The following is a 14,842-nucleotide window of genomic DNA, read 5'->3' as shown; positions in this document are numbered from 1 at the left end:
CATTAAAATCTAACAGACCATGAAATTGAATATTAAGAACACGATATACATGACGGCGCTCAGCGGAGCCCTGGCTTTCGCGAGCTCGTGTGACAAGGTTGATTTTGGAGATCTCAACGTTAACCCGAATGCAACTACGGAGCCCATCACCAGCGCTTTGTTGACAAATGCACTGGCCTCCATCGGGGGAACTACCTGGGGTGACGGTCTTAGCTCACTTGGCGGATTCTATTCTCAGCTGTATACTGAAACTCAGTATACAGAGACCAGCCGTTACGCGAAACTGACCGCTAACTGGGATGGTTTGTATGCCGGTTATCTGTATGACCTGCAGAACATCATCAATTACAATTCCGATCCTGCAACTGCAGAAAAAGCACTATTGAATGGATCCAATGCAAATCAGATTGCAACGGCCAGGATTCTAAAAGCTTATTTCTTCTGGCAGATTACTGACCTCTGGGGCGATATCCCTTATTTCGAAGCGCTGAAAGGCGGCCAGGGTCAGATCCCTTACGATCCACAAGAGGCTATCTATGCTGATCTGTTGAAAGAATTACGTGAAGCTGTTGATCAGTTTGATAACGGTCTGCCAGTGAAAGGAGATATTCTTTACAAAGGAGATATTCCTTCGTGGAAAAAGTTTGCCAATTCCATCCGTCTTCAGATGGCTTTGCAGATTTCCAAAGCAGATCCAAATCTTGGTAAAACAGAATTTTTATCTGCTCTTTCACATCCTGCTGGCGTCATTGATGATAACAGCGAAAATGCTATGCTTGTGTATCCTGGTGGTAACTACAATAATCCTTTCTATCAGTATTATAACGTTACGAAAAGGGATGACTTTGCCGTAACCAGTTCCATCCTGGATCGCATGAATGGTAATGGTGACCTGAGAAATTCAAAGATTGCATCATCAACTGTAGGTTTCCCTTATGGCCTTACCCGCGATGCAGCTGTTGCATTCTCTAACCAGAATACAAATTTTGCACGTCCGATGGCTGCCGGTGCTACACCAGCAACTGCTGCAGTACCCATTGTTACTGCTGCGCATGTGTATCTGGCAAGAGCTGAGGCTGCACAGTTGACCTGGACATCTGAAAATGTTGAAGAAATGTATGAGGCTGGAATCGCAGCAAGTTGGGCTGAATTTGGAATCAATAACCCCAACTCTCTTGCTAACTACCTGGCTGATACAGATGTAAACCTCGGTACTGGTAATATTCCTGAAAAGATTGCCACTCAGCGTTGGTTTGCATACTATCCGAATGGCTGGAAAGCATGGAACGTAACGCGTAAAAACGGTTTCCCGTCACTGACGCCTGCGCCGGGAACTGGATTGCCAGGTATCCCTGTAAGATTTAACTATGGTACTAACGAACCACAGTTGAATCCTGAAAACTATGCAGCTGCTGCGGCGAAATTCACTGCAAATGGTGAAGCGAATTCGATGTTTGCCCCTGTATGGTGGGATAAATAAACATTTTCAGAACTGTTTCAACTACAAATAACACGAACATGAAATATTTCAATAAGATTTTTTTAGCAGTAACTGTTGCAGGCTTCCTGCTCAGTTCCTGCAATAAAGATGATGTTAATGATGGCATCACCAACCAGGAGAAAACGATTCTGAAACTCCCGCAGGCAGGTGACGATGAGCCTTACAACTTTGCCCTGGATGCAGTTCCCGGAAATACAACACTGGAAGTTCTTGAAGTTCGCCGTGATGCGATTTCCGAAGCAGAATTGAACAAGCCATTGACGGTAAAGATCAGTCCTAACCAAGCGATGATTGATGATTATAATGCAGCTCATCCGAACAATAAGCTGTCACTTTTCACAAACTACACAAACGATGCTGGGAACCCATTTGATGGGTCAGCCTGGACCTTGAACTTTGCACCAGGTGAATTTGTGAAATACATCAAGATCATTTTCGATCCTACCACGATGGATTTCAGCAAAAGAAATGTTCTCGCCTTCAAGCTGGAGCCAACTGAAGGCGTTCAGATCAGTAACGCTGCTAACGAAGCATTTGTAGAAGTTGCTGTAAAAAACAAATATGATGGGGTATATAACCTCACCGGTACATTGGTGGATAATGTGAACGCAGGCCTGGGCCCATACGATCAGGAAGTTTCACTTATCACTACTGGTGCCAATACCGTGAAGATGGTTCCCACTGACCTTGGTTTTGAAGGTCACCTTATTTACGATAACGTAAATGCTGGTGTTAGTTACTATGGAAGCTTCGGTCCTGTTTTCGAATTTGACCCCGCAACCGATAAAGTAATCGGTGTTAAAAATATCTACGGACAGCCAGCAGGAAATACCCGCAGCGCTGAACTGGATCCAAGCGGTGACAATTTCTATGATCCGGTTTCAAAAGAAATCCGCGTGTCATATTTCATGAAACAGCCGAGCCTTGTTCCGACTCCTCCAAACATTCGTGTTAGGTTCAACGAAGTATTCACATACGTAGGACCAAGATAATCGCACAAGAGATAATCGATGAAACTGCCCCTCAAAAAGGGGCAGTTTTGTTTTTAAAAATATTGCCTGATTCACTTATCCGACTTTACCTTTACGGCCTTATCAACAGATAAATTATGAGCGAGCAGCAACAACAGAATCAACTTAATATCGAGATATCAGAAGAAATGGCAGAAGGGCAATATGCAAATCTTGCCATCATAACACATAGTCATGCAGAATTTGTATTGGACTTTGTTAATGTAATGCCTGGTACCCCTAAAAGTAAAGTCAAGTCTAGAATCATTCTGACTCCCCAGCACGCCAAACGTCTGATGAAAGCCCTTAAGGAAAATATACAACGCTTTGAAGCAGGCAATGGGCCGATTAAAGATTTGGAAGAAGTGCAGTTGCCGCTGAATTTTGGAGGACCAACAGCGCAGGCGTAACTGGCTTGCACGAGAGACAATGTGAATTGGTTAGCCCTTATTTCTTCTTCAAATAAACCTCAAGGATTTAAAACAAAGGAGTTCATATAATGTGATTTTTCTTTCGGCGTTTTGGTTGACCCTGCGGAATGATTCCAATACTTTGCTCATACTCTGGTCTCGATTACAATATAATTTCAAAAGATTCCGGACCTGGTAGTAACGATTAAACCAATGAAACATTAATATTTTTTATAAATGCAGTTTTCAAAATATCTGCAGATACTGTGATGATTTCATGGCCGATTTCGATGTATTCCATCTTTCAGGATACAGGGACCTCTAAAAATTTCATAAAAAATTCAAGTTTTTACCAGAGGTTCATCAACTTTTCTTAAAAGCTGAGATACAATCTTAAGCGAACTCTCATAACATTTTAATGATACTCTTTCAATGTTTGTTTTTTGTTTACCTAGTTTTATCGTGCGATGTCATTAAGTCGTAAGGTCGCATACGATCCTATTCGAAAAGTAAGCACGTAGTCTTTTTACACTTTTCGTGGATGATGGTTGATCTGCCTTTTAATCATCATGTTTCGAAATGTAGATCCTCAAAAGCCAATTGGAATATCGACTTTTCATTGGCATCGTGGATAATTTATCTTTTGGGAGAAGAGGAAACGCCATTGCAATTTCAGTTGAAAGTTTAGAAGGTTTGTAAAACGGTTTAAAAAATCAAAATGCGGACACACACGAAAGAAACACAGATGAGCCTGACACCTGAAAAGGCGCTTGAAATTCTGAAAGAGGGTAACCAGCGGTTTATGAATAATCTCAAGGCCAACAGAAATCTGTTGCAACAGGTCAATGATACTTCCACCGGTCAGTTTCCTTTTGCGACTATACTCAGCTGTATTGACAGCCGTACTTCAGCTGAGCTGATTTTCGATCAGGGGCTGGGAGATGTCTTCAGTATACGTATTGCCGGAAATATTCTTAATGAAGATATACTGGGCAGCATGGAATTCGCAACAAAAATAGTGGGAACGAAAATCATTGTAGTACTCGGCCACACTCGCTGTGGAGCTATAGTAGGTGCATGCAATCATGTTGAGCTGGGTAATCTCACTACATTGTTGAACAAGATACAGCCGGCCATTTTCAATGAAAAAGAAACAACTGAAAACCGAAACGGTTCCAATGCAGAGTTCGTCAATAATGTAACCAATATCAACGTCCGGTTAACCATTGAACGCATAAGAAGAGAGAGCCCGATTATAGCAGAACTTGAAACGAATGGCCAGATAAAAATAATCGGTGGAGTTTATAATGTTGAAAGCGGACAGGTTAGTTTTTTTGAAGATTAAATACAAAAAAACTCATGTAAAATTAGTCAACTCATTTACATCATTTTTCAGATCAGACCATCATCCGCAAAACTAAACCAACCTTCGCTGCTCACTATAACGTGATCGAGTAGCCGAATATCGAGGAGTTTAGCGGCATCCCGGATGCGATAAGTGAGTTCTTCATCTGCGCGGCTGGGTTTGAGGTTGCCTGAAGGGTGATTGTGACAGAGAATTATGCTTACCGCTTCTTCTTCGAGCGCCTTTTTTAAAATAATGCGGGGATCGGCCACTGTTCCGGTAAGTCCGCCGGAGCTTACAATTTCAATATCGATAATCCGGTTGCCACGGTTAAGGAATACGACGGCAAAAATTTCGTGGTTAAGGTCCTGGAAACGTGTTTGCAGATAGCGGGCGATATCTGTACTTCCCGTGATAACCGGCTTTGGTAACTGGTCCGAAGCATGTCTTCTTCTGCCGAGCTCAAGGGCGGCCATCACCATAACGGATTTGGTCATTCCCATACCCCTGATCCGCATCAGATCTTTGACAGAAAGCCGGCCAAGCTCGGGCAGATTGTTTTTACAAAGGTGAAGTATCTCCTGTGCTATTTCAAAAGCGGATTTATTTTTTGTGCCGTTTCGTATGATTATACTGAGTAACTCTGCATCACTCAGGCTCATAGCACCTTTGGTCCTTAATTTCTCTCTTGGCCGGTCATCCACAGCCCACTGCAATATGCCCAATTTCTCGCCCGACAACATAATTTTTTATTTCTGTTAACGTTTATTATTCATCCTTATATCCAAAATCCAAAAACGGAAAATAAAAATCCATTCTTATGAAAAAAACGAACCGCCAACTCGTCCTCGGCTCGCTACAGCCTTTCATGTTTTGCGTTGGAATGTATTGTGTGATTTTGATCTTTTCTGTTTTCATCTGTACATCAATTTATCGGACCATGAAAAGCAAGAAATACTCGCTTACCATGGAGAAAAAACCTGATAACATAACACCTGTTTCCACTACAGTAATGGTGGCTTCTTTTAAATAATTTCCAGCTTTCAACCCTAAATTTTTCCAGACCAATTATTTGGACCATTACCGGTTTAAATAATTGGTCTGTTTCTTTACGGTTTTTATCTTCGCCGCACATATAGCGGTTATGGAACGTATCGGCCCTTCAGTCAAAATTTTTTCAGGTACCGGATCTCAATACCTCGCAGAAAAAATTGCAGCTTGCTACGGGCCTGGCCTGGGCAAAATCAGCATACAACGCTTCAGCGACGGCGAGATACAGCCAATCTTCCTCGAAAGTATAAGAGGAGATTATGTTTTCCTAGTGCAAAGCACGTTTTCTCCAAGTGATAATCTCATGGAATTACTGTTAATGATCGACGCAGCGAAGCGGGCTTCGGCGTATAAGATCATTGCTGTGATACCTTATTTTGGTTATGCCCGCCAGGACAGGAAGGATAAACCCCGCGTAGCTATTGGTTCTAAGCTGGTTGCCAATCTTTTAACTGCAGCTGGAGCCGACAGGGTGATTACTATGGACCTTCATGCTCCCCAGATTCAGGGCTATTTTGACATTCCCGTGGATCACCTCGACGGGTCGGCAATTTTTATCCCATATATACAGAATCTGAACCTGGAATACCTTACCTTTGCGGCCCCTGACGTGGGTAGTGCAAACAGGATCAGGGAAATGGCCAGTTATTTCAATGCCGAAATGGTGATTTGTGACAAGCACAGAAAGCGGGCAAATGAGATAGCCAGCATGGTGGTGATAGGTGATGTGACCGGCAGGGATGTAGTTCTTCTTGATGATATCTGTGATACAGCAGGTACATTGACGAGAGCGGCAAAGCTGCTGAAGGAAAAGGGTGCCAGAAGTGTGAGAGCACTTTGTACGCATCCTGTGTTGAGTGGAAACGCTTATACCAATATTGAAAACAGTCACCTGGAAGAACTGGTGGTTTGTGATACTATCCCCATCCGTGGTCAGGCATCCAAACTTAAAGTACTCACGGTTTCAAAGCTGTTCGCTTCTGCGATCAAAAACGCCTATGAAAATCAGAGTATAACCAGTTTGTTTATTCATTCCCAATTAAGGAATAAATAACCCGGATAAGAAAAGGCAATTAATCAATAATTATACAATGAAGACAATTACAATCAATGGACAACTGAGGACCGGAACGGGCAAAACAGCCACCCGCCAGTTACGCTCTCAGGACCTGGTGCCTGGTGTAATTTATGGGGGTGCTAAAGAAGTCAATTTTACTGCAAAGGCAACTGACTTCAAACCGCTCGTGTATACACCGGATTTCCAGCTCGCAGAAGTTAATGTGGATGGAAAATCGTACAAATGCATTCTGAAAGACCTTCAATTCGACAAAGTTTCAGATCGTCTGAATCATGTTGATTTATTGGAACTGGTTGAAGACAAAAAAGTTTCTGCTACGATTCCTTTGAAATTTGTTGGCGCTGCAGAAGGTGTTAAAGCTGGTGGTCGTCTTGAAATCAAGATGAAAGCATTGAAAGTAAAAACCCTTCCAAAATACCTGAAGGAGAATATCGAAGTAGATATCACCAATCTTCAGTTGATGGGTAATATCCGCGTAGAAGATGTAAAGATGGACAATTATGAAATCATGAATTCGCCGAGGATTCCCATCGCATCTGTAACCATGACTCGTCAGTTGAAACAGGAAGAAGCTGCTGCTCCTGCTGCATCTAAAGGTGCTGCTCCTGCAAAAGCTGCTCCGGCCGCTAAAGCCGCTGCTCCTGCCGCGAAGAAATAATTCAATTTGTTATCTTCATAGCCCGTCGGAGAATTACTTCGGCGGGCTCTTTTTTTAAATAAGAAAAAGTTGTTGGTTGTCAGTTGACAGCATGGGTGAGGTGAACTATAGTGAACGCGAGGATGATTAACCACCTGGTAATAACAGTCATTTGTTGCTCCTGAATTCAGGCGAAATTGAAGTGTGATCAGGGCTTCCTGACGATTACCATTTTTGCCATTTATCATGGTGCCAGCGGCTCTTCTGACAACTCAGGGAGTGGCTGTTCAAAACTGTGAACTATGAACTATTAAATTATGTCCAAACTATTAATTGCCGGACTGGGAAATATCGGTGACGCATACTTGAACACGCGGCACAATATTGGTTTTGACATGATTGACTACCTGGCTGAAAAGCACGGAGCAAAATTTACAAGTGACCGGTTGGCGGAGCGAACGACCATTAAAATCAAAGGTAAAACGCTTGTCTGCATTAAACCAACTACCTACATGAACCTGAGTGGAAAAGCCGTTAAATACTGGATGGATAAAGAAAATATTGATGCATCCCGGATTCTTGTATTGGTTGATGAACTGGCCATACCCCTGGAAAAAATAAAATTAAAGGCTTCGGGTAGCGATGCGGGTCATAATGGCCTGAAAAGCATACATGAATGGCTGGGAACAACGGCTTATCCGAGGTTCAGATTTGGTATCGGGAATTCATTTCCCAAAGGAATGCAGGTTGATTTTGTACTGGGAAAATGGACGAAAGAGGAGCTTCCGATCGTTAAACAAAAAATCATAAAATCAGCTGAAATCATTGAAATATTTGCTCTGGAGGGCATAGAGTCTGCTATGAATAAGGCAAATAATTTGCATTTCACTGGTTGAACTTTCAATATGTTTAATTATTTTAGCGATCACTATATCCAATTCTCCTGCATTAACCACAATCTAGTTATAACACCGGAGTTCAAATCGTTTACCTGTTATCGATCTTTAAACCTTATTGAACATGAAAATTTTCTGTATTGGCCGGAACTATGTTGCTCATGCCAAAGAACTGGGCAATGACGTTCCTGAAGAGCCAGTCATCTTTCTGAAACCTAAGAGCGCACTGCTGCAAACCCATACCCCATTTTATTATCCTGAATTCACCAATGAACTTCATTATGAAACTGAATTGGTTTTGAGGATCAGTAAAAATGGAAAATATATCCAGGAACGTTATGCTTCCAAATATTACAATGGATATACTGTAGGGATCGATTTTACCGCCCGGGATATTCAAAACGACTTAAAAGCCAAAGGTCTCCCCTGGGAAAAAGCCAAAGCCTGGGATAATTCTGCCGTTATCGGAAAATGGATCGACATAAAACCGGAACTCAATAAAAAGGATATCAATTTCTGCTTGTACAAAAACAAGGAGTTGGTTCAGCAGGGTAATTCAGGTCAGATGATTTTTAGTTTTGACAATATCATCGCGCAGATATCCAATTATTTTTCGCTCAATATTGGCGACCTTGTATTTACCGGAACACCTGCAGGAGTAGGAGAGTGTGTCGTTGGAGATGATCTTGAGGGATTCATCGAAGACGAAAGCATGTTTGAGCTTTCTGTAAAATAGAATTGTAAACTCTTTATCGTGCGGACTGCAATAATTTTTGCGGTCCGCATGTTTATTTTTGCCATATGCCTTCTCGTGAAATCCTTCTCCGGGCCTGGAAACTGATATGCCAGGCAAAAGCCATGGCAGATACCTATGAGCAGAACCGGGGTATTTGTAAATACGTTCATTCTACTTCTGCAGGACATGAAGCGATTCAGCTTGCCACTGCTTTCCATCTTCTTCCGGTTGACTATGTAAGCCCATACTATCGCGACGAAAGCATGCTGTTGGGCATGGGTTATAAACCATATGAATTGATGTTACAGCTTCTGGCTAAACGTGATGATCCGTTTAGCGGGGGGAAAGAATATTACAGTCACCCGAGCAGTAAAGCAGCAGACAAACCAAAAATCATACATCAAAGCAGTGCCACGGGAATGCAGGTGATTCCTACTACAGGGGTGGCTCAGGGGCTCGCATTTCTGGAAAAGATCAACAGTAACAAATTAGTTCGTGGTATCAATGGAGAAAATCCTGTGGTGATTTGTTCTATGGGAGATGCAAGCATAACAGAGGGTGAAGTAAGTGAAGCTTTTCAATTTGCTGTGTTGCAAGGCTTGCCGATCATTTACCTCGTGCAGGATAATGGATGGGGCATTAGTGTTACATCTGCAGAAGCACGCGTTACCGATGCCTGTGGATATGCGCAGGGATTTCCCGGCATGAAAACGGTGAAAGTTGATGGTACTGATTTTCCTGAATCATATCGCGTATTAGGTGAAGTAATTGCTGAAGTTCGGGCAAATCGCAGACCGTGGTTGATACAGGCCAGTGTGCCTTTGCTGGGGCATCATACCAGCGGTGTCCGTCGCGAATTTTACAGGCCTAAGGAAGACCTGGAAAGTCATCGCTCACGAGATCCGATAATTAACTTACGGAAAAGCCTAACTGAAAACGGTATTTCTGACGACGAACTGGATAGTATTAAATCAATGGCCTGGCAAGAAGTGAATGACGATTTTACTATCGCTGTTAACGCTCCAGAACCTGATGCGGGTGCGGTAACTGATTTTGTTTTTGCACCTTCTGTTATTACGGAGGAATGCGGAAACCGGAATTCTGATGGGACTGAAAAAATTGTGATGGTTGATGCTGCGTTGTTTGCCATCAGGGAAATTATGGAGGAATATCCTGAGGCAATTTTATTTGGACAGGATGTAGGACGAAGACTGGGTGGCGTATTTCGTGAGGCTGCAACTCTTGCTGAGCAATTTGGTGATCATCGTGTCTTTAACACGGCGATTCAGGAGGCATACATTATCGGATCATCAGCAGGATTGAGTGCTGTTGGTGTGAAACCCATTGTTGAAGTGCAATTCGGTGATTACATTTATCCCGGATTCAACCAACTGGTTACTGAACTTTCAAAATCATGTTATCTAAGTAACGGAAAGTATCCCGTACAAACGGTCATACGGGTACCCGTAGGCGCATATGGCGGTGGTGGTCCTTATCATAGCGGTTCTATCGAAACAACTCTTCTCAGTATCAAAGGAATCAAGGTAGTTTTTCCATCCAATGCTGCTGATATGAAAGGCTTGATGAAGGCAGCTTTTCTCGATCCGAATCCCGTGGTGATGCTGGAGCATAAAGGCCTGTACTGGAGCAAAGTGACTGGTACAGAAGACGCAAAAAGACCGGAGCCGGATAGCGATTACGTATTGCCGTTAGGTAAAGGAAATATCGTATTGAAAGCTCATGATAAATTAATTGAAAATGGTGAAAGTTGCGCAATAATTACCTATGGAATGGGAGTGTACTGGGCTTCATCAGCTGCGAAAAGATTTCGGGGAAAGGTAGAGATCATTGATTTAAGAACGCTGTTTCCACTCGATGAGGAGTTGATTTTTAGTACAGTGAAAAAACATGGCAAGTGCATTGTGCTGACTGAAGAGCAACAAAACAATTCATTTGCCGAAGCATTAGCCTACCGGATCACAAAAAATTGTTTTCAGTTCCTGGATGCTCCTGTGGAAGTTATGGGCGCATTGAATCTTCCGGCAGTGCCAATGAACATTCTATTAGAACAAGCGATGTTACCCAATGCCGATAAAGTTGCGAAGCTGATTGAAAAATTGCTGACTTATTAATTTGTGTTATCAACTCTACCATTTCGCAGTCTTTTCCACCCTCAACCGCTGTCATGTTCTCCTTACTACTTAGGGCCTGCTGTTTAAATATTAAATTATCACTTTTTCTCAAATTTTAAACGGCTGTTGTTAAATGGCCTTAGAAAAAAGGCGTTTAAAAAAATGATTCACGGCAGGCGATAAAAAAGAAAAACAAGTGATGCAGATGATTATTGATCTGTTGCTGACAAAATATTCTGCAGCCGATTTCTTATTCTCCAGGCGAAGATTGTTTTTCTTTCGCTCTGCCGGGGAGCATTTTTTAGCTTTTTTTCTACAGCCTTGATTTTTTTGCTTCTTTTTGCATCAAGGCAAAAAGAAGGAAGAAAAAGAAGCCTGCATACAATCTTTAGAACGGTGGGGGGTTAAAAAAGAACCTATAAAAATGTATCATGGAGGTGCAAGTCTTTTTGGGCAAAAATTATAAATTCCTTGCATCATTTCCCTGGATAAATCGGCTACAATGACATACTGTAAACACTTTGCAGTTAAAACAGCAGGCCCTACTTACTTCTTACTACTACCTATACCTGTTCCCAATCGTATAATACACCAACTCATCAATTTTAATCAGATCTCCTTTCTGAATTCTTTTCTTGATGTCCGGATGTGTAATAGGGTGTGGAAGAAAGATCAGTATGTAATATTTGTTTTCCACAAATGGACTTTCAGTAGTAGCAGAATTAAATGAGAGATATGTTACAGTTTCCCTTTGCCCATCAACATAAAAAGATGATTTAGATAGCCACAGGCATTTCGTATCTGAAAGCATATTACTCAGATTTCTTAATGCAGTTGTATCGTACTGAAATCTTTTTATTACTTCTCCTAATTGTCTCCTGTTTTTTTCACTGTTGAAAATATATCGTAGACTATCAGTAGTTACTTCCATCACATAATACCTGAAAGATTTGTCAGTGAATCCTGCAGAGAAGGGTTGGTGATTATAAAGCTGATCATAAGTCTTTCGCAATGCTTCGATTTCCTCCTTATTTTCACGATAGTATGACGCAGTCTTTCTGTTCTTTGCGGCCATGCATGCTGCAAAACCGCTTAGGCAAAGGATGATTATATATCTGCAGATAATCTTCATGAACCAGTTTGTGGATCAATTGTAGTTATTCCAAAAATCAGTTTTCTCAATCGCTTCCTGGGGATAAGTTGTTCTGTTTTCAATCCATAATCCCAGTAGCGGAACATAATCTGATCCCCGACTTTGTACATTTCATATTGAACAATAAAATGTGTTGGTGCTCTCAGTTTAAATAAAGAAAATTTATGCGGGTAAAGATGTTTGCTGTTAACGTATAGGAGTACAATGCCCAGTTCGAGCTGTTTTGAAATATATTCATAAAAGTCACCAGTCATTGGACGGATAAAATCTGAACCTTTTCTCCGGAGATAGTCATCTGTAAATTCTTTCAGCATTTTATTAAACTTCGCGTAGTTGGTACCAGCCCAGATCTTATTTTCATCGCCGGGATGATATTTATGATCGAAGATATTTATGTATCCCTTGAACTCATCGGCCAGTGAAAGAAACCAAAGTTGATCAGCATGAAGAATATCCAGTTCGCCTTTGTTTTTTAGTGTGCCAGCAGCGTTGCGTACTCTTTCGGAGGGATCAAGATTTTTCTTTTTAAGTGGCGCTGATCCGTTGCGATATAGTTTTATAATCTGATCCAGGTAAATATCGGGATGGTATTTAATAAGAAGATGTGTCATGGCTGCATATCCACAAAAATTAGTGGCATGCCCCTGGTTGATCTTGTCTGGAGAAATGATGTTCTGCCTGATGTTTGAAAAGAACAGAACCGGGTCGATATTGGGCCAGAGCAGAGAGCCGGACGTGGTATCCAGTTTAAGAAATTCTTCTATGGCTATTTGCTGATTTCTTTTTTTATAGGCTTCGTATTTCTGATCGGAGACAAAACTCTGCTGGGCATTGACGCGACCAATGCAGCTGAAAATGGAAATCGGTAATATTAAAGCCCGGAATAGCAGCGTGTTCGAGATGAGCATCGGTGAAGGGAAGTCTGCTTGAAAATAGTGATTTCCGGGGTCTTTTCCGGTTTTTAGGATTTGGCTAAACTGTTAGGATGATGTCGTGAATTTTACTATTTTTGCCGCCCATTGGCGGGGTAGCTCAGGCGGTTAGAGCGTTGGATTCATATCCGCCGCGGCGGACTCGGGTTCAATAAAAGTTGATTTGTATTTGTAGTATTTGGCGGGGTAGCTCAGGCGGTTAGAGCGTTGGATTCATATGCGCCGCGGCGGACTCGGGTTCAATAAAAGTTGATTTGTATTTGTAGTATTTGGCGGGGTAGCTCAGGCGGTTAGAGCGTTGGATTCATATGCGCCGCGGCGGACTCGGGTTCAATAAAAGTTGATTTGTATTTGTAGTATTTGGCGGGGTAGCTCAGGCGGTTAGAGCGTTGGATTCATATCCGCCGCGGCGGACTCAGGTTCAATAAAAGTTGATTTGTATTTGTAGTATCTGGCGGGGTAGCTCAGGCGGTTAGAGCGTTGGATTCATAACCCAAAGGTCTCGGGTTCAACTCCCGATCCCGCTACAAATCCTCTGAATTTCAGAGGATTTTTGCATTTATGAAATATACCGTTTATGTCCTTTATTCAGTTTTAGCAAATCGACATTACACCGGTTTTACATTGGATTTAGAAATGAGATTAAAATCTCACAATGAATTCGGCAAAGATTGGACTTGCAAATTTCGTCCCTGGGCTATCGTTCACAACAAAGAATTTGCAGACAAAACGGAGGCAATACAATATGAAAAATGGCTGAAGTCCGGTGCAGGACGGGATTTTATAAAAACATTACATAAGTGCAGTCGCGTGGATTCATATCCGCCGCGGCGGACTCGGGTTCAACTCCCGATCCCGCTACAAATCCTCTGAATTTCAGAGGATTTTTGCATTTATGAAATATACCGTTTATGTCCTTTATTCAGCTTTAGCAAATCGACATTACACCGGTTTTACATCTGATTTAGAAATGAGATTAAAATCTCACAATGAATTCGGCAAAGATTGGACCTGCAAATTTCGTCCCTGGGTTATCATTCACAACAAAGAATTTGCAGACAAAACGGAGGCAATACGATATGAAAAATGGCTGAAGTCAGGGGCAGGACGAGATTTTATAAAAACATTACCTAAGTAACAGTCGCGTGGATTCATATCCGCCGCGGCGGACTCGGGTTCAACTCCCGATCCCGCTACAAATCCTCTGAATTTCAGAGGATTTTTGCATTTATGAAATATACCGTTTATGTCCTTTATTCAGTTTTAGCAAATCGACATTACACCGGTTTTACATCGAATTTAGAAATGAGATTAAAATCTCACAATGAATTCGGCAAAGATTGGACCTGCAAATTTCGTCCCTGGGCTATATCATTCACAACAAAGAATTTGCAGACAAAACGGAGGCAATACGATATGAAAAATGGCTGAAGTCAGGGGCAGGACGGGATTTTATAAAAACATTACCTAAGTAACAGTCGCGTGGATTCATATCCGCCGCGGCGGACTCGGGCTGTGATCGCTGTGGCGATTTCAACTCCCGATCCCGCTACAAATCCTCTGAATTTCAGAGGATTTTTGCATTTACGTACGGAGGAAAATTAGTTTTAATAAATATTTGGTCAACAGGGGTGTGCGCCTTGCGTGACCGAGATCCCTCGATTAAAAGAGTCACACTCCAAATATAAAAGCTCATTGGAAATTTTTCTTTCAGCACTGATTCAAACGAGCAGAAACTTCTAAATTTTATAAAAACACAAGACATCAATTGGGTCAGTGTATTTCATCAACCTGAATTCTGTCGCGCATATGGGTCTGATATGTGCATTCCACAGGTTTTCCTGTTAAATGAAAAGGGGTTGATAATATATTCCAGATCAGGAAGTGAAGACGGGAGTCTGGATATATTAGAGAAGACTTTAGCTCTTTATTCTGAAAGGCAAATATCAGATAGCTGATTAG

The 14,842-nt window shown here is 41.9% G+C and carries 15 protein-coding genes and 1 tRNA gene; 13 read left to right on the top strand and 3 right to left on the bottom strand.

Going from position 1 to position 14,842, the window contains the following annotated elements; translation table 11 throughout:
- Positions 1-19 precede the first annotated feature (19 nt).
- The 4 genes from P2W82_RS15630 (at position 20) to P2W82_RS15615 (ending at position 4,266) form a co-directional block, all read left to right on the top strand.
- Positions 20-1,480, top strand: coding sequence for a SusD/RagB family nutrient-binding outer membrane lipoprotein (locus P2W82_RS15630; RefSeq protein WP_336516847.1), 1,461 nt, complete (start codon positions 20-22; stop codon positions 1,478-1,480).
- A 38-nt stretch (positions 1,481-1,518) separates the two neighbouring features.
- A complete protein-coding gene (locus tag P2W82_RS15625) occupies positions 1,519-2,493 on the top strand; it encodes a hypothetical protein (RefSeq protein WP_336516846.1) in 975 nt (324 codons plus the stop codon).
- A gap of 116 nt (positions 2,494-2,609) precedes the next feature.
- Positions 2,610-2,921: a DUF3467 domain-containing protein gene (locus P2W82_RS15620; RefSeq protein ID WP_336516845.1), complete on the top strand. Its 312-nt coding sequence runs from the start codon at positions 2,610-2,612 to the stop codon at positions 2,919-2,921.
- 718 nt (positions 2,922-3,639) lie between these two features.
- Complete coding sequence (locus P2W82_RS15615) at positions 3,640-4,266, top strand: carbonic anhydrase family protein (protein WP_336516844.1); 627 nt, start codon at positions 3,640-3,642, stop codon at positions 4,264-4,266.
- 47 nt (positions 4,267-4,313) lie between these two features.
- On the opposite strand, the gene radC is transcribed toward P2W82_RS15615, so the two are convergent.
- Complete coding sequence (gene radC, locus P2W82_RS15610) at positions 4,314-5,009, bottom strand: RadC family protein (RefSeq protein WP_336516843.1); 696 nt, start codon at positions 5,007-5,009, stop codon at positions 4,314-4,316.
- A gap of 401 nt (positions 5,010-5,410) precedes the next feature.
- Between radC and P2W82_RS15605 the strand changes: the two genes are divergently transcribed.
- The 5 genes from P2W82_RS15605 to P2W82_RS15585 all read left to right on the top strand — a co-directional run bounded on the left by P2W82_RS15605 (position 5,411) and on the right by P2W82_RS15585 (position 10,795).
- On the top strand, positions 5,411-6,370 hold the full coding sequence (locus tag P2W82_RS15605; RefSeq protein WP_336516842.1) for a ribose-phosphate pyrophosphokinase: 960 nt from the start codon (positions 5,411-5,413) through the stop codon (positions 6,368-6,370).
- Between the two features lie 37 nt (positions 6,371-6,407).
- Complete coding sequence (locus P2W82_RS15600) at positions 6,408-7,052, top strand: 50S ribosomal protein L25 (RefSeq protein WP_336516841.1); 645 nt, start codon at positions 6,408-6,410, stop codon at positions 7,050-7,052.
- A gap of 296 nt (positions 7,053-7,348) precedes the next feature.
- Positions 7,349-7,927 carry an aminoacyl-tRNA hydrolase gene (pth, locus tag P2W82_RS15595; protein WP_336516840.1) on the top strand — a complete coding sequence of 193 codons (579 nt, stop codon included), beginning with the start codon at positions 7,349-7,351 and terminating at the stop codon, positions 7,925-7,927.
- A 124-nt stretch (positions 7,928-8,051) separates the two neighbouring features.
- Positions 8,052-8,663 (top strand): fumarylacetoacetate hydrolase family protein, encoded by a 612-nt coding sequence (locus P2W82_RS15590; RefSeq protein WP_336516839.1) that lies wholly within the window; start codon positions 8,052-8,054, stop codon positions 8,661-8,663.
- A gap of 65 nt (positions 8,664-8,728) precedes the next feature.
- Entirely contained in the window at positions 8,729-10,795 is a 2,067-nt protein-coding gene (locus P2W82_RS15585; protein WP_336516838.1) for an alpha-ketoacid dehydrogenase subunit alpha/beta, read from the top strand.
- Between the two features lie 559 nt (positions 10,796-11,354).
- On the opposite strand, the gene P2W82_RS15580 is transcribed toward P2W82_RS15585, so the two are convergent.
- Both P2W82_RS15580 and P2W82_RS15575 read right to left on the bottom strand, forming a co-directional pair.
- Positions 11,355-11,927, bottom strand: coding sequence for a hypothetical protein (locus tag P2W82_RS15580; RefSeq protein ID WP_336516837.1), 573 nt, complete (start codon positions 11,925-11,927; stop codon positions 11,355-11,357).
- Positions 11,924-12,856, bottom strand: coding sequence for a hypothetical protein (locus P2W82_RS15575; RefSeq protein WP_336516836.1), 933 nt, complete (start codon positions 12,854-12,856; stop codon positions 11,924-11,926). The genes P2W82_RS15580 and P2W82_RS15575 overlap by 4 nt, the downstream gene beginning before the upstream one ends.
- Positions 12,857-13,333: 477 nt before the next feature.
- Here P2W82_RS15575 and P2W82_RS15570 point away from each other — a divergent pair.
- From P2W82_RS15570 to P2W82_RS15555, 4 genes are all read left to right on the top strand, one after another.
- A tRNA-Met gene (locus tag P2W82_RS15570) sits at positions 13,334-13,407 on the top strand.
- 34 nt (positions 13,408-13,441) lie between these two features.
- Entirely contained in the window at positions 13,442-13,753 is a 312-nt protein-coding gene (locus tag P2W82_RS15565; RefSeq protein ID WP_336516835.1) for a GIY-YIG nuclease family protein, read from the top strand.
- Between the two features lie 22 nt (positions 13,754-13,775).
- Complete coding sequence (locus P2W82_RS15560) at positions 13,776-14,018, top strand: GIY-YIG nuclease family protein (RefSeq protein WP_336516834.1); 243 nt, start codon at positions 13,776-13,778, stop codon at positions 14,016-14,018.
- Positions 14,019-14,110: 92 nt separating this feature from the next.
- Positions 14,111-14,311, top strand: a complete 201-nt coding sequence (locus P2W82_RS15555; protein ID WP_336516833.1) for a GIY-YIG nuclease family protein — start codon at positions 14,111-14,113, stop codon at positions 14,309-14,311.
- Positions 14,312-14,842: the final 531 nt, after the last annotated feature.

Origin of the sequence: Pollutibacter soli (assembly GCA_029269725.1) — a bacterium.
GTDB lineage: Bacteria > Bacteroidota > Bacteroidia > Chitinophagales > Chitinophagaceae > Pollutibacter > Pollutibacter soli.
Note: the sequence above shows the minus strand (reverse complement) of the source record. Positions and strands in the feature narration are given on the sequence as shown.

What these genes read in the sequence shown, in the direction of transcription:
- P2W82_RS15630 (WP_336516847.1), top strand. Translation starts at nt 20, where the DNA reads ATGAAATTGAATATTAAGAACACGATATACATGACGGCGCTCAGCGGA.
- P2W82_RS15625 (WP_336516846.1), top strand. Translation starts at nt 1,519, where the DNA reads ATGAAATATTTCAATAAGATTTTTTTAGCAGTAACTGTTGCAGGCTTC.
- P2W82_RS15620 (WP_336516845.1), top strand. Translation starts at nt 2,610, where the DNA reads ATGAGCGAGCAGCAACAACAGAATCAACTTAATATCGAGATATCAGAA.
- P2W82_RS15615 (WP_336516844.1), top strand. Translation starts at nt 3,640, where the DNA reads ATGCGGACACACACGAAAGAAACACAGATGAGCCTGACACCTGAAAAG.
- radC (WP_336516843.1), bottom strand. Translation starts at nt 5,009, where the DNA reads ATGTTGTCGGGCGAGAAATTGGGCATATTGCAGTGGGCTGTGGATGAC.
- P2W82_RS15605 (WP_336516842.1), top strand. Translation starts at nt 5,411, where the DNA reads ATGGAACGTATCGGCCCTTCAGTCAAAATTTTTTCAGGTACCGGATCT.
- P2W82_RS15600 (WP_336516841.1), top strand. Translation starts at nt 6,408, where the DNA reads ATGAAGACAATTACAATCAATGGACAACTGAGGACCGGAACGGGCAAA.
- pth (WP_336516840.1), top strand. Translation starts at nt 7,349, where the DNA reads ATGTCCAAACTATTAATTGCCGGACTGGGAAATATCGGTGACGCATAC.
- P2W82_RS15590 (WP_336516839.1), top strand. Translation starts at nt 8,052, where the DNA reads ATGAAAATTTTCTGTATTGGCCGGAACTATGTTGCTCATGCCAAAGAA.
- P2W82_RS15585 (WP_336516838.1), top strand. Translation starts at nt 8,729, where the DNA reads ATGCCTTCTCGTGAAATCCTTCTCCGGGCCTGGAAACTGATATGCCAG.
- P2W82_RS15580 (WP_336516837.1), bottom strand. Translation starts at nt 11,927, where the DNA reads ATGAAGATTATCTGCAGATATATAATCATCCTTTGCCTAAGCGGTTTT.
- P2W82_RS15575 (WP_336516836.1), bottom strand. Translation starts at nt 12,856, where the DNA reads ATGCTCATCTCGAACACGCTGCTATTCCGGGCTTTAATATTACCGATT.
- P2W82_RS15565 (WP_336516835.1), top strand. Translation starts at nt 13,442, where the DNA reads ATGAAATATACCGTTTATGTCCTTTATTCAGTTTTAGCAAATCGACAT.
- P2W82_RS15560 (WP_336516834.1), top strand. Translation starts at nt 13,776, where the DNA reads ATGAAATATACCGTTTATGTCCTTTATTCAGCTTTAGCAAATCGACAT.
- P2W82_RS15555 (WP_336516833.1), top strand. Translation starts at nt 14,111, where the DNA reads ATGAAATATACCGTTTATGTCCTTTATTCAGTTTTAGCAAATCGACAT.